Genomic DNA, 18,634 nt, shown 5'->3' on the forward strand with positions numbered 1-18,634 from the left:
AGTGGTTTGAAAATAAAAAAAACTTCACCTCCAAGACCTTCAGTCTTGAGGACGAAATTTTCGTGGTACCACCCCAGGTTCATTAATATGTCGCCATATTAACCTCTTCAAGTACGGCACTGCAGGCAATGCTTATACTCTAGCTCAATAACGGGAGCTCCCGTCATGCCACCCCCCTTGCAGGTTCCGACATGCTGCTCATAGACTTGTTTCGTGGAAAAGCTCTTTGCTCCTTCTCAGCTGCCGGAGCTCTCTGTACAAGATCATTTTCCATTACTCTTCTAATCATCGCGTTCAATATTGACCTTATAATATCAAATGATTCCCTTTTTTGTAAACCGGCTTTCTACTCGTTAAATCCACTAAGCATACAAATTCTGTCACCATAGAACCCTATAGTTTCTTAGCTTGCATCCCCGCGGCAAATTCCTCCAAAAAGCTATCGATAGCTCCCTCATTCCGTCGATAATAGGTCCATTGGCCATAACGACGCGATTCCAACAATCCGATTTTCTGCATGGAGGACAAGTAGGTGGAAATAACGGACTGTGCAAGACCGGCTTTTTCTTGAATGTCCGCTACACAAACTCCCCCAGGAAATTCAACTTGAATCTCGCTGGGCAAATCTTTGTGCAGTTTGTCCGGTTCACTCAACCAGCAGAGAATATTGAGCCGGGTTTCATTCGATAAAGCTTTCAGCACAGCGAGCATATCTTCATTTTTCATGACATGACACTCTCTTCTGGTTTGTTTATTCTTGTACGGTTTGCCTCTTTCTCAACTGTCGGTATGCCGCAGAAATACACATCAACACGCCTGTTGTGGCAAAAACACCTACTGGAAACCCCCAAGTCCCCCATGCCGGGAAGATGAGTGGCATCAGTGAGACACCAAAGGCAACCGGAACAGGTGCTTTAAACCATTTACAGAGAATGAGTGTAATGACAACATTGATAACACCAACCCAAATAATAGAGCCTGCTAATAAATGTAAGACTCCGACGGAAAGAATCGCAGTTGCCGTCAATACAGCTAAACGAGGTGGGATTACTTTCCAATGAAAACCATCTGTATGAAACACCTCAAAAATGAGCGCAAATACCGGTGGAACCACAATCACTGCTAGATTCGTTACGAAAGCTAGTCCAATCCAGAGCGCTAAAATAATGGTGATGATGACCGTATCTGTTTTTTTACGAAACTTCTCTGGGCCATCAGGCAGCTTTTGTGATTTTCTCATTCTAAAAGCGGCCAACATAATCACAAACGTGAATACAGCTGTTGTTGTTGCAAAAACATAGTCATGCAAGCCTAAAAAAATCGGCAGCAGTGTTGCAGGAATCGTCGGTCCAAAGTTGACGCGAAATATGTGCATTAAAATGACAACAATTACAAGACCAAGCAATATTTTCGGCTGCGTATTTAGCGTCAAACCGTTCAATGCAGTGCCAATAAAAGCTCCTATGGTTGGAGCAAGCCAGAGATGAACAGGCTTCTTAATCCAGTGTGCGACAGGAAAAACCATAACCCCCATCGCCATACCGGCAATTTCCGGGAACAGTATATCTCTCTGCTTCAGCACTACGGCAGCAACAAGCATAAGAATAACTAACAGGTATGCTGACAAAAATCCTTTTGATCGCAGGGTATTCCAGATCATTTCTATCGTTCTCCTTTCGACAAATTCGATCAATGACATTTTTATTATTAGCCTTTTAGTAAACTCCCATTAAATAAAGCCTTCAATGTGCGAATAAATAATACGAGCAGTACGATATTTAGCACGACCAGAATCACGGCGGAAACGGCAATCAACAGCCAGGAATTCACAAACATGGCATATTGCAAAGCGGCATTGCTGAGTGCTGCAAGCGGAAAGCTTACGCCCCACCAAGAAGCTCCAAATGGGATTGATTTTTTGAATACTTTGAAGAACAAAACGATGAACAGAAATAAACCAAAATAATATAAAATGGACGCGAACTGATCAATCCGTTGCTCGAAATTCACATAACCGAGGAAACCAACCTCGAACGGCGCAATCATAATAAGCATCGAGGGCGTTAAACCTGTATGCATAGGAGCATGGTGGATCAATCTGGATAAGATCATGGTTAGAAAAATCAGGGCAACAATTCCGCCTATCGCCAGCGAAATCAAATTAACTTCATGTGCCCATGGGAATGGCATTGTTCCGCCGGCAACGGCAATATCAAGGGTCCCCACCCCAGGAATCAACCAAGCAGGCACCGCGTGACCATGCTCAATATTCCCGTTCAACAAGCGTGTCACAATGATAAAACAAAGCACTAATGTCGTTACGGTCCCGATTACCCAAACCACTTGCCCTACGATATGACTGTAAGTACCTATTACGGAAGATAATAATAGAATAGCAATTGTGATCGTACCGAAAAAATTGCCCATAATGGGGTGCTTGAATTCGGCTTTGACTTTGTGCGGGTATAGGACCCATTTCGAAATATAAGCTATACTTAATAGGATAAATGCTAGAACTGCAATGATTCCAATCACATCAGCGATAACGAGTGAAGCTCCAAATAGCTTGCTTGCTTGTCTCCAAGCCAATGCCAGTCCTGATATTCCCATAACCGACGCAAATAGATTAACGGGTAAAAATTGAACGGAACCGATGCTTTTTTGTTTTTGTACGGCAGTTATGGTTTGCATGTAGAATAGTCACTACTTTCTAAAATTTGATTTGTTTTCTTCGATTTTACCTATTAAAAGGTAGATAATTTGATGCCTACTTCGTTGATCTTGCATTTTAAGGGTATCCGTTGTATAAAGGATAAAATCACTCCTTCCGCTTACTTAAGTAACATTATTGATGAATTGATGAAAAGGATCAATATTCAATCTTCTATTATTATCATTCGTTAAATGAATCATTTTCACATCGTACATACTAATAATGTCCAGATGAACATCAAAGTGAGGTAACCTAGATGGAGTTTCGACAACTGGAGTATTTCGCGGCCATTTGTGAAGAATTGCATTTCACAAGGGCTGCGGAGAAACTGGGTATGAGCCAGCCGACCCTTAGTCATCAAATTAAGATGCTGGAAGATGAGCTCGGAGTCCCCTTATTTGACCGGATCGGCAAAAAAATTGCCATAACCGAAGCAGGTCACATTCTTTTAAACGAATGCAAAGTCATATTTTCATCCATAAAAAATGTCAAAGTGCAAATTATAGAGCTCCAAAAGGTCACAAGAGGAACTTTATCCATAGGTGCACTTCCCGGAGAGCTCACGCAGCTCGTTTCATCTTTGTTGATCGATTTTCACCAGATCTATCCTGAAGTACAGATCAAAATCATTAATTTTGATGATGTTGTGGAAAGAGTCATACAAAATCAGATCGATCTGGCCATCACCATTCTTCCTGTCGAAGATGATCGGGTTGTCAAATATCCTTTATACAAGGAAGATATTTATTTGACGGTTTCTAAGGATCATGCTCTGGCTGAGCGAGAAAGCATTAACTTTGACGAAATCAGCAAGCATCCGTTCATCATGTTTCCTCAAACGCACAAATGCCGGCAAATTATTGATCTAACCAGCAGCACTTCTGGCTTTCATATTGAACCCATCATCGAGACGACCGCCATTGAAACCATTATCGGTCTTGTTAAAGCTGATGCAGGAGTCACTGCTTTGTCCAGAACGTACTTGAATTTGTATAACGACACGCAGTTAAAAGCCATAAAAATCGAAAATCCAACGCTGAGCAGGGAAATTGCCATCATCCACCATAAGGATAAATACCTAAGTCAAGCTGCCCGGTTATTCATGGACCTATTATCCAATCATATTGTTGAATTAAAGCTCGCGGAAGAAATGATAGTATCAAATTAAGCAAAAAGGGACCGTCAAAGGTGGTTCCTTATTCAAGTTTTCTTAGGTAAATCACGAAATGGAGGCTTGAGGAGCCGGCGCTTCAATAAAGCTCGCGTTGTCACGCTCATATGATTTGTTCCCTATTTGTATTTCAAAGTCATTATAGGCTTCAATAAAGCCTCCTCCGATCATTTTCCCCTCCTTCATAACCATGACATAGTGATAAAATAACCTAGCATTCTCAAACTCCGTATCATGTTGAAGTGTTTTCATGGCTGATCTACCTCCATTATCTCTGATGAACGGGCTGATCCTGTATCAGGTAATTCAATAATTTGAATAACGTCGATGAGTTTATTTCGCGAGACTCTCAATGTTATAGCCGCGACGCCCGAATAATCCCGCAACTCTCTGTAGTACGCCTGGATGATTGTTTACAAGTACTGAAAGCGTATGTCGTTTCATTTTTCGTCCCCCATGATCATTTCGTCTATCGTACCGCCTGGGACAACCATCGGATAAACATTCTCTTCTTGATTCACAACAAAATCAATGAGTACAGGGCCTTGAATCGCGGACGGTAAGCCAAACCCCATTGTCCCAAGCCCACCTGAGGTAATCATCCTATCTCCCTCCCATTTTGCCTCCAATAATAAAACTTGTAATCCGTTTGCGTTGCTTAGACGTTATGTTATCATAGGCTCATCTATTTCAGTTATGGAAAGATTCAATATCTGTTATTTCGAAACCTGATAACTAAGGAGAGGTCCACCTATGATTGACTTGCTAGAGGGGAGATTTTTCAAGACATTTATTGCCGTGATGGAGGAAAAAAGCTTTAATCGTGCCTCAGAGAAATTAGGATATGTGCAATCTACAGTTACCAACCATATTCAATTACTTGAGCGGGCATGTGGCCAGAAACTTTTTTACCGATTATCCAGAGGAGTAAAGCCAACGGAAGCAGGCCTAAAACTGGCTAAGTTTGCTCATCAATTTGTACATTTAGGGCTGACTTTGGAAGAAGCCATGAATGAATCGAATCAACCCAAAGGAACCATACACCTAAGTATGCATGAATCTTTTTTTGTGACCAGAATGGCTTCGCTCATCGAGAAATTTCGCCTTGATTATCCAATGGTTAGATTTAAGCTGGAAACAGGCTACCATCAAGATGTGATTGACGATGTTTCTCAGTATGTTGTTGATTTTGGGATTGTACCTCGTGATCCTGGGCGGGATGACGTTATTTTTTATCCTATGCTGCAGGAAGAATTAATTTTTATTGCTTCGCATGAATTGACGGAAAAAGTGGAAACTGACGGTTTAAACGTGCTAAACCATGAAGCCGTGATCAGCTTTGGTAACAGTTGCTTGTATCATACGCATGCCAACATGATCTTAGAGGAAACTGGGGTAGAGACTAGTGGGGCTATTCAATATCCTAGTATCGAAATGATTAAAAAAGCTGTGAAGTGTGGGATTGGTTTTGCCTTAATTCCAAAAATAGCAGCCGAAAAAGAGTTAGAGCAAGGGGACTTCCAATCGTTGCCCTTGCCCACCGGGATTTTTTCCACGCATGGCATTATTGTAAATAAAGATAGGGAATTAAATTTCCCAGCCCAAATGTTCAAATCATTCGTACTGGATAGTTATCCTAATGAGATCATTTCTGAAGCTTGATCATCTTTGACTGCATGAAGAAAAGGCTGCCGGTCCTGTGCCGACAGCCTTCTTTAAGAGGTATATAGAACATTTCGTATCATAGATACAAGCTTTGCAACTTGTTCTTCGGCCAATGCTCCCGATGAGATGGAACGAGCAGCAGCCGGTATGTACCAAGCTCGTATTTCATCTTCGGATACTCCCGATAACTTACAGTACTCATCTATAAAAATGTTAAGAGCGACTTGTCGTGAAGTCTCAAAGAAGTCTTTGACAGCAGCTGGGGTTTCTGGCGGCAATACGGCAAATTCAATCATTATACACACTTCCGCAACATCCGCGGCGGGATTGCCGATGGAAGCATGCATCCAGTCGACCATATACATTTTATTGTTTTTTATGATGACATTCCCTGGGTTCGTATCGCCATGACAGAATTGCTGTTTGACAGGCAACTGGTCCATGTAGGTATGGATTGCACATAATTCGTCATCAGTAAATACGGCAGGATGACCCATTATTGATTTTAAATGCTTAATTTGCTCGGTAGCTATGCCGGTGGCTTTGATCTGATGAATATCATTCAGAACTGCCGCTAATTTTCGCAGATCATTATTGGGTTCGTTAAAATCAAACGTTCGAAGAGCATATAGTTGCTCAAAAATACGATGCAAAAGCGTTTCTCCTTCGATCTTTTCAAAAATGATGCCGTGCCTTCCTTCCCAACTAACTTGTTCAAAGGTACGGGCTGTTGAAAGACCATGCTCCCAGGCAATGGAGCAGTTTCGATATTCGCGTTGAACGGCTCCCGCTGGTGTGTCCGCATGAAAAAGCTTGACCACTTTATTGCTGTCCATCCATTCGTAGACTTCACAACTCGAACCCAACCCGATCCTTTTACCAAGCAATATCAAGCACCTCCCTCATCCTTTTTATATACAACTATTGCTAGTTCATGATATTGTTGGGACATATTATTGGGACAAACATAGAAGAATTCAATAAGGAGTAACTAGTGAACCTTTCGAGAATCTCTCAATTGTTATTAACAAAATTCAATCGTTTTCACATTTTGCTTATGGCCTTTGCAATTTTGCTTGTTTCATTCATTAGTTACTATCAAAAGGATTTCAACCTCCCCCATCATTATCATTATGAAAAGCAAAAAGCTTCTAACGGTGTCGTCTTACATACAATGCGAACTACTCCGGAGAATATTCGACTTCAAGCCATCGATACGAATGTAACGAAGACTCCGTTCTACGGCATCAACGGGGGTTTCTTCTGGGAAGGAGCTTTGTTGAGCATTGCGGTTATTAACGATCAGCCTCTGAAAGGATTACCTGGCGATTACGGCTCTGGCTGGTATAACACGGGCATTGACACGAATTTAAAACGTGGAACACTCGTTTGGGATGACATCGCGAAACACTTCTCGATTCAAGTAGTCACACATGCCGGCGAGTTGTCCGTCACAGATAAGCGCCATTATTGGGCCCAAGGTGGCGTCAGTATGAGACTTAACGATCCTATAAGTTGGGAGAACGATATGATCCTAGAGGAGATGCCAGCTTATGACGAAAGTCGTATGCGTTCGGCAATTGTTTATGACAGCCAAGAAAACGTGTACATGATTGTTACTCCTACCAATTGTACAATTGCAGAGTTCCGGGCAGCCATTCTCGAAAAATTAGGCGACCGAAGATTAGTAGACGGCATCTATTTGGATGGTGACGGCTCTTCTCAAATGCAGTGCCGCTATGTCCGGTTGAAAGGTGATCAACGTCAAGTTTATCAGATGCTTACGCTGCTTCAATGAGATATCTACCAAACCAAGTGAGAACCTTCTTCTATCAAAGTACTACGTTAGTCTTGCATCTGTTTTTTCTGACGATTTCTCATCCATATTGCACTAAATAGGTAGCAAATTGAAGTAACGATGAACAAATTAAAGAAGCTGGGTGTCATAGCTAAATATAGGCTTATAGGAAGTGACCAGATGAATGCTATGAACATAATGATTCGATTTTTAATTATTGAACCTATCAACGCTAAACATGCAGGGGCTAATAGAAACAAACCTGATCTCAGTAAAACGTTATTACTTACTTGCTCAGAATTGTACGGGTTATAAAAGACAAAAATCAGCCAAAGCGCTATTGATACTAACGACGAGAGTATTCCTAAATGTGCCGCGTACTTCATCTTTGTCCTCCCTTACAAAATAGGAGCTAATTACTCAACATATTACCACATAATGGAACAGAATGAGTACATAAATAAGACCTTCTACCCCCATTTTCAAATCAGCTTAAATTTTCACTAAAGGGAACTGAAGTCCCTTATTTCTAGATAAGCCCAATACAATGCTAAAAAGGCCGCGATTTACGCGACCTCATAAAGAATATTTGTTCAAATCACCGGTCATATCTTTAAATCACCAAGCAGCAATTGATCCATCCGTTCTTGGCTCAGTTCCACCAGCATAAACATCAAATTCATCACGTATTATCACTTGCCCCCGACCAAAAGAGCCTGAATCCAAAGCCCATTCAATGTTATGTCCTCTTTTGACCAATTCCTGTGCGATATGTTCCGGAACGGAGCGCTCCAGGAGGACAGTTTTATCTTTTACCCACTGCCATCTAGGTGCATCTAGTGCCGCTTGCGGATTAAGGTGAAAGTCGATCATATTCATAACAACCTGCACATGACCCTGTGGCTGCATAAATCCGCCCATAACACCGAATGGACCGATTGCTTTCCCATTCTTAGATAAAAATCCCGGAATAATCGTATGAAATGTTTTCTTCCCTGGTTCTAAACGATTATTGTGCTCAGGATCAAGAGAGAAATTATGCCCCCGGTTTTGCAAAGCAATTCCCGTCCCCGGAACGACAAGACCAGACCCAAAACCCATGTAATTACTTTGAATATAGGAAATCATATTTCCCTCATCATCTGCCGCACAAAGATAAACGGTTCCTCCTTTTGGGGGATCTCCTGCTGCAGGTTGTGCAGCTAAATCGTTAACCAACGCTCTCCTGCGGTCTGCGTAGTTATCGGAGAGTAAATCTTCAACCGAAACCGTCATTTTATCAAACTGCGTAATATAGTGTAACCCATCCGCAAAGGCCAACTTGATCGCTTCAATTTGTTTATGGTAGACTTCAACACTATCCTTGGCAGCAAAATGAAATCCTTTTAAGATGTTTAGAGCCATTAGAGCGACCATTCCCTGTCCATTTGGTGGGAGTTCCCAGACATCGTAGCCTTTGTAATTAACATGAATGGGGTTCACCCATTCAGGATGAAAATCAGCAAGGTCCTCTTTGGATATAAAACCGCCATACTGTTTTGAAAATCTGTCGATCTGAGCAGCTAAATCGCCGCGATAAAATTCTTCCGCCCCAGTCTCCGCTATCAATCTTAGTGTTTTAGCATGATCCGGTGACTTCCACACCTCCCCAATGCGAGGCGCTCTTCCTTCTGGTGCAAAAGTTTTGAACCAGCTTTGAAATTGTTCACCAACAGCCTCCGCTTTGAACTTCTTATATCCAGCTTCCCAGTACTTTCCAAGAGTTGGAGAAATCGGATACCCGTGTTCAGCATATGCAATGGCTGGCTTCAAGACTTCGGTTAGAGGAAGCTTACCGAATCTATTGGACAAAGCTGCCCAAGCGCCCGGAGTCCCTGGCACCGTTACAGGAATAAACCCATATTGCGGCATTTTCTCGTAACCCGCATTCTTTACAGCTTCAATGGATATGGACTTGGGCGCAGGCCCGCTGGCATTTAATCCATACAACTGATCTTTTACCCAAACTAGCGCAAACGCATCTCCGCCTATGCCGTTGGATGTAGGTTCGACAACTGTTAAACAGGCAGCTGTAGCAATGGCTGCATCAATCGCGTTGCCACCTTTTTTCAATATGTCTAGTCCTGCTTGGGCTGCGAGCGGCTGAGAAGTAGCCACCATGCCATTTTTCGAAAAAACAGTATGTCTTCTCGAAGAATAAGGATACTGAGTCGCGTCATAATTCATGTTTAACCTCTTTTCTCCACGTATCCTCGTGAAGTGCTATATGATCATTTCCTTCTTGAACAAAGTGGCATGAAACCAGTTGACCTGCATAGATTTCGGTAAGCGTGGGAGCAATGGATTTGCAGATATCCTTCGCATACTCGCACCTAGTGTGAAACGAGCAACCGGAAGGTGGATTTGTAGGAGATGGCAGATCTCCTTTAAGAATAATGCGTGCTCTTTTTACTAGTGGATCTGCGACTGGTAATGCTGAAAGCAGTGCTTTGGTATATGGATGGCATGGATTCCGGAATAGCTCCTGCTTATCAGCAATCTCAACAATTTTCCCTAAATACATAACTGCTACACGATCGCAAGTATGTTTGATAACGGATAAATCATGTGAGATAAAAATCACAGTAAGATTTAATTTCTTTTTAAGATCTTTCAACAAATTTAGAATTTGTGCTTGTATGGAAACATCCAGCGCCGAAACCGCTTCATCCGCGATAATGAGCTTCGGTTTCACGATAAGGGCGCGGGCTATCCCGATACGTTGTCTTTGACCGCCTGAGAAATCATGCGGATAACGATCCAGATGTTCTTTTTTCAAGCCAACGATTTCTATCATCTCTTCAATGTTTTGAATCCTCTCGGCTTTAGTTCCCACTTGATGAACATGAAGCGGTTCCAATAGGATTTGGCGGATTGTTTTTCTTGGATTTAACGATGCATAAGGGTCTTGAAAAATGATTTGAATATCTTTTCTCATTCTGCGCATGACTTCATTGGGAAGCTTCACTAAATCCTTACCTTCGAATAGTACTTCACCTGCGGTCGGCTCGATTAATCTGATTATACTCCGCCCTGTCGTTGATTTACCGCAGCCAGATTCACCTACAATTCCCAAGGTTTCGCCTGTGGAGACCTGAAAATGGACACCATCCACAGCTCTTACATAACCATACGTTCGATTGAAGAAACCTTGTTTAATAGGAAAGAATTTGGTTAATCCCCTCACTTCCAGGAGCGGTTTGCTCATACCCAAGCCCTCCTTCCGCGAACAACCAACATCTACATTTATGGTTTGCTTTTGCAATTAATGGCGGCGCCTCTGACAAACATTGTTCCATCACCTGGCTGCAACGTGTAGAATATCTGCAGCCTCGGGGCATTTGATGAGCAAACGGGACAGAACCCGGAATGGCAGCTAAGTATTCCCTATCTTTATTTATATCGGGCAACGAGTTCATAAGTCCTATCGTATACGGATGCTTGGGGTTATCGAATAATGTATTTACATCTGTCTCCTCGACGACCTGCCCGGCATACATGACAATTACTTGATCACACATTTCTGCTACGATACCAAGGTCATGGGTGATTAATAAAATAGAAGTGTCAGAATGCTCCTTTAACTCCCGCATAAGATCAAGAATTTGTGCTTGAATAGTCACATCCAGAGCCGTTGTCGGTTCGTCCGCAATAATCAGCTTCGGCTCGCAGGCCATAGCCATCGCAATCATCACCCGTTGTCTCATACCGCCAGATAGTTGATACGGATATTCATGATAAATTTCTTCGGGTCGCGGCATGCCCACAGCCTTTAACAACGCTATCACTTTCTGTTTTGCTTCGACTTTTTTAAGCTTCTGATGAATGCGGATTGACTCTTGAATTTGACGACCTATGGTATGTAAAGGGTTCAAAGATGTTAAAGGGTCCTGAAAAATCATTGAGATTTCGTTACCGCGAATATTCTGCATCTGCTTTTCTGAGTAAGATAGTAAATCTTGACCATTGAATCGGATTTCACCTTCAGCATATCCTGTCTGAGGAAGAAGTCCCATAATCGACAGGCTTGTCACGCTCTTGCCGCTTCCGGATTCACCTACTATTCCTAATGTTTGTCCAGGTAACATGCTGAAATGCACTCCGTCCACTACAGTAATCTTTCCGTGAACTGTCCTGAAACTTGTTTTTAGATTTGTAATCTCTAATAGTAAGCTCACGATATCCACCTCCTATTCCTTTACCTTTGGATCCAGATATTGCTGCAGGCCATCTCCAAGTAGATTAAAGCCAAGAACAACAAGAAAGATCGCAGCCCCCGGGAAATAGGCCGCATACGGAGCTGCTGAAAGTAAGCCTTGAGCTTGATTCAACATGCTTCCCCAAGATGGTGCCGGCGGCTGTACACCAAGACCCAGATAAGACAAGGAAGCTTCAGCCAGAATACCGGATGCCATGGCTAAAGTGGATTGAATAATAATTGGACTTAATGCATTGGGAAGAATATGACCAAAGATAATGTTTCGATCTTTGACTCCGATCGCCTTCGCAGCTTGAATATATTCAAGACTTCTCAGCGCCAAAACCTGACCGCGAGTAATACGCACAAAGGAAGGGGCAAACCCGATTCCAATAGCCAACATCGCATTACCGAATCCTGTCCCTAGAACCGCTGCTATAGCTAAGGCCAAAATGAGAAATGGGAATGCTTGCATGGCGTCAACAGACCTCATAACAATCCACTCATCCCAAAAACCGCGATAATACCCAGATAACAGACCAATAGGAATGCCAATCAACATAGCAATGCCAACGGAAATTACCGCAGCTTTAATAGATATTTGCGCCCCACGAATAACACGTGAGAAAATATCACGGCCAAGATCGTCAGTACCAAAAAAATGATCTCTACTTGGCTTCTCTAAAATATGGTTATAATCTTGAGCATTCGGATCAATCGGAGCTATTTGTTGAGCAAAAATCGCTGCAAGAAGTAAAGAAACGATAATAAGAGCACCAATCAATCCTAGTCCTGTACGAAAAAACTTTTTGAACTCTTTCATTACCTCACCCCTCTCCAGCCCTGATGCGAGGATCGATAGCGGCGTAGAGCAGGTCTACGCATAAATTGACAAGAACAACCAGAGCAGCGGAAATAAGTATGGCGCCTTGAACGGTAACATAGTCCCGTTTGAAAACAGATTCAACGATCAAGCGACCAAAGCCTGGAATTGAAAAGATAGATTCCGTGATCACAAGTCCGCCAAGCAGACCTGCAATCATAATGCCGGATGTCGTGACAACAGGTATCAACGCATTACGCAGCACATGCCCTATGATCGTACGAAACTCATTTAATCCTTTTGCTTTTGCTGTCCTTACAAAATCCATATTTACAACATCAAGCAAACTCGAACGAAGCATTCTCATTAATACAGCAGACTCCCGAAGCCCAGTTGCAAGGCAAGGGAGAATCATCGCCGTTATATTTTGAGCCAAATTTTGTGTAATCGGTGTATATCCCGATGAGGGCAGCCAATTGTGTTTTACCGAAAAAAAAATAATAAGCATCATTCCAAGCCAGAAGTTCGGCACACTCATTCCGCCAAGCGCTGTAAATGTGCTTGTATAATCAAGCCAAGTTTTTCTACGCGCCGCCGCAAGAATTCCAGTAGGGATTGCAATGAGAACAGCCACGATAAATGTTCCGATCGTCAATTCTATCGTTGCAGGTAATCGTTGGGAGATTAATTGAATCACAGGAACATGATCGGTAATGGACATTCCTAGATCACCACGGAGCACTTTCCCTAACCAGTTCACATACTGAATAACAATCGGTTGATCCAATCCCAATTCGTGTCTTAAAGTTTGGTAACTTTCCGGTGTCGCTTCCTGGCCCAAGATAACCCGGGCGGGATCGCCCGGAATCAGATGGATCAGGGAAAATGTCATGATCGACACCAAGAAGAGTATTGGAATCGTGAGTGCAATTCTGCGAATTAAGAAACTCATGCAAGTCCTCCTCTTGATATCATGTGATTATTTTTTATCAATCGTAGCAGTGCGGAATACACCATCGGGCACATAGTTAAATCCACTTATTTTTTTGGAAAGACCGAATACATTATTAACATGGTAAAGGTACACATAATTAGCTTCATCATGCAGAATTGTCATTGCCTTATCGTAAATAGCTTTACGTTTTGCATCATCTAATTCTTGTCTTCCTTCGGTTGCCAATTTGTCAATCTCCGGAATCGATGAATGCGAATAGTTTTGCGGTCCTTTTGTTACAACGAAATCATAGAAACTTTGATCCGGATCCGGACGCCCAGACCAGCCTATTTGTAAAGCTTGGAAGTTACCTTTGTCGCCATTTTCTAATAACTGCCCGAATTCTATTTTTTCAAGCTCCACTGTTATGTTATAAGGCTTTAGCATGTTTTGAACGACAGCTCCAAACTGTTCCTGGGACGGAGAAGTCCCAATCTGGAACTTAAAGGAGAAACCGTCCGGTTTTCCGCCTTTGGCGAGCAAATCTTTAATTATTGCAGGATCTGGCTTTTCAACTTTGTCCGAATCCCCATATGCTAAGTTCCCTGGAGCGAATGGTGAATTGGCAGGGCTGGCATATCCATCCATCAGCACTTTAATAACCGTATCGCGATCAATAGCACGATCGACAGCTGCACGTAGATATTTATTCGTAAACGGTTCTTTGGTAGTATTTAAATGAATGCCTTGATATCCCATACCCGGATTCGAAATAACGGTTAAATTGGCATCTTCCTTAATGCTCGGAATAAGTTTGGTGGCGACTGTAAGATCATCAAGCAAATCCAATTGCCCCGATTTCAAGTTTTGAATCGCTGCAGGTCCGTTCGTAAATACTTTGAATTCGACACCGTCGAGCTTTGGCTTTCCATTCCAATAATTATCATTTCTTTTCAAAGTGACATGATCGCCATTGACGTGCTCAACGAAGATGAAAGGGCCAGTACCGACCGGATGATTAAGGAAATCATCGCCGTATTTTTTAACAGCTTCCGGTGAAACCATCATTCCAGCTCTGTCGGTAAGTACCGAAATAAAAGGTGAGAATGGCTGCGATAACTCGATCTTAACGATGGATGGGTCTACCACTGTTATCTTATCGACGAACTTTAACTCGTTTTTGCGTTTGGACTTGTCCTCTTTATTGCGCTCAAAGTTAAACTTTACAACCTCTGCATTAAAGTCTGTTCCATCCTGGAACTTCACGCCACTTTTCAATTTAATCGTATAGTTTTTACCGGCGCTATCCACTTCATAAGATTCTGCTAGCATAGGAATAATCTTACCGTCCTTGTCAAGGTCGAATAATTTATCAAAAATGCTATTTTGAACCATTCGATCAACGAGAGCCGATGAGCCGTAAGGATCCAGGTTAGGAGGGTCTGCTTTTAAACCGATTTTGAGTATTTTATTTCCGGATGGAGCTGAATTGCTTGCTGTCGTTGTGCTTAGGGTTGGACTGGCAGAACTCGTCGTAGTAGTAGAACTATCGCCACATGCAGTAAGAGTAAACATTGTGCCAACTAGAGATGTTGCTAATAACAAACGAATATCCCTTAATGTGAACATTGGTTTCTCCTCCGTTACTATTAGTCTAGCGAATAAATTTCAGGCGAGATTTCAGCACTTTCAATTCAACTATCACATTAGTTCGTGTAATCCCATCCACCCTATTAAGTTTCTTCATCAAAAACTCTGAGAGTTCTTCATAATCGCGTGTGAAAACTTGAATAATCAATTGATACTCACCCGATGTTAGAACGACCAACCGCGCCTCATATGTATCCATTAATTCCTCTACGACTTGATCAAGTTTGTTCTGATCTACAGCGATTTGGATTAAAGCTTGCATACGAATTCCAGCTTTTATAGGATTAACGACACCTACTAAACTTAGAATTCCATCACTTTGCATTTGCTGCACTCGCATTCGAATCGTTCTCTCTGTAACACCCAGTTCGGTTGCTATTTGCGTGAAAGGCATACGCGCATTGTCTTCTAGAAACTTTACAATTCTGTAATCCAAATCATCTAGATCTGAATAAAGTTGTCGGTTAACTTTCTCTTCCATGTTTCGCTCCTTTCGTACTTTATAGCTAGATCTTTGAACCTTCACATCATTATTTCTAAAAAATAGTACGAATTTGTAATAACCTTGTTGTAAATTATACTACTCTCGCAAGATATCAATGTCAATATATGTAACATAAAATCAATGAATTTTATTTGATTTGCGATTTATGTTAATTTTCATTACATGTAAGTAACATAAATAAACCATTGACACGGTAGTGGACATCCATCCAATACCGTATCAATGGGGCACGCATACTTGTAGAAGTCATCTGATTTTGATGAAAAGCTTTTGCAAATTGAAACAAAGGTTGATAACAATAGGAAATCAACAATTCGCTTAATTTACCCATAAATGGTGATGCAGAGAATTGTTCAATGAATAAGAACCAGTCTTTTGAGATAAAACATCGAAATATCTATTGGCGCAAAATCAAAAAGGACGGTCAAAATCACCGTCCATCTCTCTGAAAATTTGTCTGCCGCTATCACAATATTTCAATATACCCCTCTGTCCCATGCACACGGATGCGCTGCCCATCTTTTATCAGCTTGGTCGCATCTTCTACGCCGACAACGGCCGGCAAGCCATATTCCCGCGCGATAACAGCACCATGAGTCATCAGTCCACCAACTTCGGTGACTAGTCCTTTTATAGACACAAACAAGGGTGTCCAGCCAGGATCAGTAAAGGAAGTGACCAGAATGTCCCCCTCTTCTAGATTAGCCTCTTCCATGTTTAAAATGACACGCGCTCTGCCTTCGATTACACCGGAAGAAACAGGTAAACCTACAATCGCATTGGCTGGCAGATTTTCACGTTTATACTCACCTGCAATGATTTCACCGTCAGACGTCATGACACGCGGCGGAGTGAGTTTTTCAAAAAATTTGTAATCGTCCTTTCGTTTGCTGATGATCTGATAATCCAATTCATTCGTGCGGACGACCTCGTGAAGTTCTTGAAAAGTGAGATAATAAATATCTTCTTTTTCTCGGATAAGATTAGCTTGCACGAGTTGTTCGGCCTCTCTCAGTAAAGCCATCTTATATACGAAGTAGCGGCTAATCATCCCGTATTTGGGGTATTCACGGTAACCGATGTAATTTCGGATTAGGCTGATCATTCGCTTGGTCTCTTCGACTTTTTCTTCCCCATCCGGCAATTGTTTCAGACGATCTATTAGCTCTTTCTCTTTTTCCAAAGCTTCCTGTCGCCCTTGCTCAAATTTACGGGAGGCAGCATTCGGTTCAAAATTTTTGATATTCCCGAGAAGCAAAGGGAGAAGCATACTTGGCTTTTCACTCCAACGCGTTCTCGTCACATCGATTTCTCCGGCGCATCGCATTCCGTATTTATGAAGATAAGATGAGATGGCGTCACGTACTTGCTGCCCACCATTAAATTTAACAAGCTCATCCAAAAAGTTATCCTCTTTTACCCGTTGTAAATAGTCAATGACTTCCGGATAAGGACGAATGACGTCCGCGACATCCATGAGCGCCAAACCCATTTCCGAAGTAATATTGTTTGCTACAGACTGCGAAAGCGTATCTGCAACATTTTTTTCGCCCAACCACTCGTTCATTTTTTCATTGATTCTTGATGAACCATTCATAGCCGCCATAAAAACAGCCGAACTTTGTGGATCAAATAAAACCTTCTTTAATTCCTGAAAATCTTCCAGAATAAAATCAAGTAAGGCCACGCCTGTTTTGGATTGGATGTTTTCTTTTAACGTGCCTATCGACGTTTGATTTTTTGATATCAATTCTGAAACGATTGACGGTTGGAAATCAATTTGAGGCGTTGAAGTTATGACTTTGTTATTGTTTGCAGGAGGCAGATTTTTTTCTTCATCAGGAACCAATTTGATGAAATCGCCACGGTTAATAATCGTCGTTAGAGCGTCTTTAATGAGCGGATCGGAGGGTCCGAGCACATTAATCAAGTGATCTCTTCGAGAAGGTGAAGCCAGATGATTGGTGACATCAACAAACAATCTCCCACCGGCTCTACGCATGGGTGCTGGCGTCGTTAGCAAGTAAAAAGACAATCCCAATGGTTTGATGGGATCGGTCATCATTTGTTGATGCCCGACAGATAAATAAACGTGATTTTCTTCATCATCCGCTTCAGGGATCGGGAATAAGGTTGTGATTGGCCGACTCTGGACAATATAAAATGTACCGTCAGCCAAACACCACTCGATATCTTGTGGAGAACCGAAATAGGCTTCGATTTGTCTTCCGATACGTGCCAATTGCAATATTTGTGATTCAGTAAGTGTTTGTGCCTTTTGCTGATCAGGATCGATTGCCTTTGTCTCTGTTCCGCCTTCTAGTCGACCATAGATAGCCAATTTTTTGGTTGAGATCCGCATATCGACGATTTCGTCATCTTGTACTTTATAACAATCGGCAGATACCAAGCCTGAGACCAACGCTTCGCCTAACCCGAAACTGGCATCAATGGACAATCGTTTTCGGCTAGAAGTCATTGGATCAGCTGTAAATAAAATTCCTGAAGCCTGCGGAAAGACCATCCGCTGAATGATAACAGATAAATAAACTTGGCTGTGATCAAATCCATTTTGAATACGGTAAATGACCGCGCGGTCCGTAAATAAGGAGGCCCAACATTTACTGATATGCAGCAAGATGGCTTCCTTGCCGGTAATATTTAAATAGGTGTCTTGTTGACCGGCAAAAGAGGCATGCGGTAAATCTTCAGCAGTCGCACTGGAACGCACCGCATAGGCATGTTCTTCGCCCAACTTGGCAAGACATTGAGCGACTTCCTTCTCTACTTCACTTGATATCTCCACTTCTATAATAAGTTGTCGGATCTTTCTGCTGATCTCACTTATTTGATCTCGATCTCCAACTTTCAGCGTGTTTAGGCGATCAACCAAAGCCTGATAAGACTCGTTTTTCTCAATCGCTTGTTGATATCCCACAGTTGTCACGCAAAATCCTTCTGGTACTTGTATGCCTTGAATTTTGGATAGTTCCCCTAAATTTAAACCTTTTCCACCAACAAGCGTAAGCTGTGTTTTCTCCATTTCCTGAAAACCGAGAACGAAAGAACTCATTTTACATCTCTCCTAACCATTAAATTGAGAAAATATTTGACAAGGGATTGACGCCATGGTACACT

17 protein-coding genes, 1 pseudogene and 1 other annotated feature are annotated in these 18,634 nt (G+C 42.1%); of the genes and pseudogenes, 3 read left to right on the forward strand and 15 right to left on the reverse strand.

Features of this window, described 5'->3' with window-relative positions:
• Positions 1-44 precede the first annotated feature (44 nt).
• Positions 45-298: a binding site (T-box leader), on the reverse strand.
• A 95-nt stretch (positions 299-393) separates the two neighbouring features.
• The 3 genes from PCH02S_RS04850 to PCH02S_RS04860 are packed head-to-tail and all read right to left on the reverse strand — an operon-like array spanning position 394 to position 2,691.
• Positions 394-726 (reverse strand): ArsR/SmtB family transcription factor, encoded by a 333-nt coding sequence (locus tag PCH02S_RS04850; protein WP_127450640.1) that lies wholly within the window; start codon positions 724-726, stop codon positions 394-396.
• A gap of 25 nt (positions 727-751) precedes the next feature.
• Positions 752-1,660 carry a hypothetical protein gene (locus PCH02S_RS04855; protein WP_127450642.1) on the reverse strand — a complete coding sequence of 303 codons (909 nt, stop codon included), beginning with the start codon at positions 1,658-1,660 and terminating at the stop codon, positions 752-754.
• Positions 1,661-1,707: 47 nt separating this feature from the next.
• The gene (locus PCH02S_RS04860; RefSeq protein ID WP_127450643.1) at positions 1,708-2,691 is read right to left on the reverse strand and encodes an SLAC1 anion channel family protein; all 984 of its coding nucleotides are present in this window, start codon (positions 2,689-2,691) and stop codon (positions 1,708-1,710) included.
• A 278-nt stretch (positions 2,692-2,969) separates the two neighbouring features.
• On the opposite strand from PCH02S_RS04860, the gene PCH02S_RS04865 reads away from it, so the two are divergent.
• The gene (locus PCH02S_RS04865; RefSeq protein ID WP_127450645.1) at positions 2,970-3,881 is read left to right on the forward strand and encodes a LysR family transcriptional regulator; all 912 of its coding nucleotides are present in this window, start codon (positions 2,970-2,972) and stop codon (positions 3,879-3,881) included.
• Between the two features lie 51 nt (positions 3,882-3,932).
• Here PCH02S_RS04865 and PCH02S_RS04870 read toward each other — a convergent pair whose 3' ends face one another.
• The 3 genes and pseudogenes from PCH02S_RS04870 to PCH02S_RS35580 form a co-directional block, all read right to left on the reverse strand.
• Positions 3,933-4,136: a hypothetical protein gene (locus PCH02S_RS04870; protein ID WP_127450646.1), complete on the reverse strand. Its 204-nt coding sequence runs from the start codon at positions 4,134-4,136 to the stop codon at positions 3,933-3,935.
• 90 nt (positions 4,137-4,226) lie between these two features.
• Positions 4,227-4,328: pseudogene (locus PCH02S_RS04875) on the reverse strand (ACT domain-containing protein); the annotation flags it as partial.
• A complete protein-coding gene (locus PCH02S_RS35580) occupies positions 4,325-4,486 on the reverse strand; it encodes a hypothetical protein (RefSeq protein WP_164819444.1) in 162 nt (53 codons plus the stop codon). The pseudogene PCH02S_RS04875 and the gene PCH02S_RS35580, both read right to left, overlap by 4 nt.
• A gap of 151 nt (positions 4,487-4,637) precedes the next feature.
• On the opposite strand from PCH02S_RS35580, the gene PCH02S_RS04880 reads away from it, so the two are divergent.
• Positions 4,638-5,546: a LysR family transcriptional regulator gene (locus tag PCH02S_RS04880; protein WP_127450648.1), complete on the forward strand. Its 909-nt coding sequence runs from the start codon at positions 4,638-4,640 to the stop codon at positions 5,544-5,546.
• Between the two features lie 53 nt (positions 5,547-5,599).
• On the opposite strand, the gene PCH02S_RS04885 is transcribed toward PCH02S_RS04880, so the two are convergent.
• On the reverse strand, positions 5,600-6,436 hold the full coding sequence (locus PCH02S_RS04885; RefSeq protein WP_127450650.1) for a phosphotransferase: 837 nt from the start codon (positions 6,434-6,436) through the stop codon (positions 5,600-5,602).
• Positions 6,437-6,543: 107 nt separating this feature from the next.
• Here PCH02S_RS04885 and PCH02S_RS04890 point away from each other — a divergent pair, with 107 nt between their 5' ends.
• The gene (locus tag PCH02S_RS04890; RefSeq protein WP_246068950.1) at positions 6,544-7,347 is read left to right on the forward strand and encodes a phosphodiester glycosidase family protein; all 804 of its coding nucleotides are present in this window, start codon (positions 6,544-6,546) and stop codon (positions 7,345-7,347) included.
• Positions 7,348-7,965: 618 nt separating this feature from the next.
• Here PCH02S_RS04890 and PCH02S_RS04895 read toward each other — a convergent pair.
• The 8 genes from PCH02S_RS04895 to ppsA all read right to left on the reverse strand — a co-directional run bounded on the left by PCH02S_RS04895 (position 7,966) and on the right by ppsA (position 18,569).
• A complete protein-coding gene (locus tag PCH02S_RS04895) occupies positions 7,966-9,573 on the reverse strand; it encodes a gamma-glutamyltransferase family protein (RefSeq protein WP_127450652.1) in 1,608 nt (535 codons plus the stop codon).
• Positions 9,563-10,594, reverse strand: coding sequence for an ABC transporter ATP-binding protein (locus PCH02S_RS04900; RefSeq protein ID WP_127450654.1), 1,032 nt, complete (start codon positions 10,592-10,594; stop codon positions 9,563-9,565). Before PCH02S_RS04900 ends, PCH02S_RS04895 begins: the two co-directional genes overlap by 11 nt.
• On the reverse strand, positions 10,542-11,564 hold the full coding sequence (locus PCH02S_RS04905) for an ABC transporter ATP-binding protein (RefSeq protein WP_127450656.1): 1,023 nt from the start codon (positions 11,562-11,564) through the stop codon (positions 10,542-10,544). The genes PCH02S_RS04900 and PCH02S_RS04905 overlap by 53 nt, the downstream gene beginning before the upstream one ends.
• A 12-nt stretch (positions 11,565-11,576) precedes the next feature.
• Positions 11,577-12,407 carry an ABC transporter permease gene (locus tag PCH02S_RS04910; RefSeq protein ID WP_127450658.1) on the reverse strand — a complete coding sequence of 277 codons (831 nt, stop codon included), beginning with the start codon at positions 12,405-12,407 and terminating at the stop codon, positions 11,577-11,579.
• 4 nt (positions 12,408-12,411) lie between these two features.
• The gene (locus PCH02S_RS04915; RefSeq protein ID WP_127450659.1) at positions 12,412-13,359 is read right to left on the reverse strand and encodes an ABC transporter permease; all 948 of its coding nucleotides are present in this window, start codon (positions 13,357-13,359) and stop codon (positions 12,412-12,414) included.
• Positions 13,360-13,386: 27 nt separating this feature from the next.
• Positions 13,387-14,946, reverse strand: a complete 1,560-nt coding sequence (locus PCH02S_RS04920) for an ABC transporter substrate-binding protein (RefSeq protein WP_246068951.1) — start codon at positions 14,944-14,946, stop codon at positions 13,387-13,389.
• A gap of 49 nt (positions 14,947-14,995) precedes the next feature.
• Positions 14,996-15,472 carry an Lrp/AsnC family transcriptional regulator gene (locus PCH02S_RS04925; protein WP_127450662.1) on the reverse strand — a complete coding sequence of 159 codons (477 nt, stop codon included), beginning with the start codon at positions 15,470-15,472 and terminating at the stop codon, positions 14,996-14,998.
• Positions 15,473-15,962: 490 nt separating this feature from the next.
• Complete coding sequence (ppsA, locus tag PCH02S_RS04930) at positions 15,963-18,569, reverse strand: phosphoenolpyruvate synthase (protein ID WP_127450664.1); 2,607 nt, start codon at positions 18,567-18,569, stop codon at positions 15,963-15,965.
• Positions 18,570-18,634: the final 65 nt, after the last annotated feature.

Origin of the sequence: Paenibacillus chondroitinus NBRC 15376, assembly GCF_004000765.1 — a bacterium.
Lineage (GTDB): Bacteria > Bacillota > Bacilli > Paenibacillales > NBRC-103111 > Paenibacillus_E > Paenibacillus_E chondroitinus.

Bases quoted from the DNA above. Each gene is read 5' to 3' on its own strand.
- PCH02S_RS04850 (WP_127450640.1), bottom strand. From the start codon at position 726: ATGAAAAATGAAGATATGCTCGCTGTGCTGAAAGCTTTATCGAATGAA.
- PCH02S_RS04855 (WP_127450642.1), bottom strand. From the start codon at position 1,660: ATGATCTGGAATACCCTGCGATCAAAAGGATTTTTGTCAGCATACCTG.
- PCH02S_RS04860 (WP_127450643.1), bottom strand. From the start codon at position 2,691: ATGCAAACCATAACTGCCGTACAAAAACAAAAAAGCATCGGTTCCGTT.
- PCH02S_RS04865 (WP_127450645.1), top strand. From the start codon at position 2,970: ATGGAGTTTCGACAACTGGAGTATTTCGCGGCCATTTGTGAAGAATTG.
- PCH02S_RS04870 (WP_127450646.1), bottom strand. From the start codon at position 4,136: ATGAAAACACTTCAACATGATACGGAGTTTGAGAATGCTAGGTTATTT.
- PCH02S_RS35580 (WP_164819444.1), bottom strand. From the start codon at position 4,486: ATGATTACCTCAGGTGGGCTTGGGACAATGGGGTTTGGCTTACCGTCC.
- PCH02S_RS04880 (WP_127450648.1), top strand. From the start codon at position 4,638: ATGATTGACTTGCTAGAGGGGAGATTTTTCAAGACATTTATTGCCGTG.
- PCH02S_RS04895 (WP_127450652.1), bottom strand. From the start codon at position 9,573: ATGAATTATGACGCGACTCAGTATCCTTATTCTTCGAGAAGACATACT.
- PCH02S_RS04900 (WP_127450654.1), bottom strand. From the start codon at position 10,594: ATGAGCAAACCGCTCCTGGAAGTGAGGGGATTAACCAAATTCTTTCCT.
- PCH02S_RS04910 (WP_127450658.1), bottom strand. From the start codon at position 12,407: ATGAAAGAGTTCAAAAAGTTTTTTCGTACAGGACTAGGATTGATTGGT.
- PCH02S_RS04915 (WP_127450659.1), bottom strand. From the start codon at position 13,359: ATGAGTTTCTTAATTCGCAGAATTGCACTCACGATTCCAATACTCTTC.
- PCH02S_RS04925 (WP_127450662.1), bottom strand. From the start codon at position 15,472: ATGGAAGAGAAAGTTAACCGACAACTTTATTCAGATCTAGATGATTTG.
- ppsA (WP_127450664.1), bottom strand. From the start codon at position 18,569: ATGAGTTCTTTCGTTCTCGGTTTTCAGGAAATGGAGAAAACACAGCTT.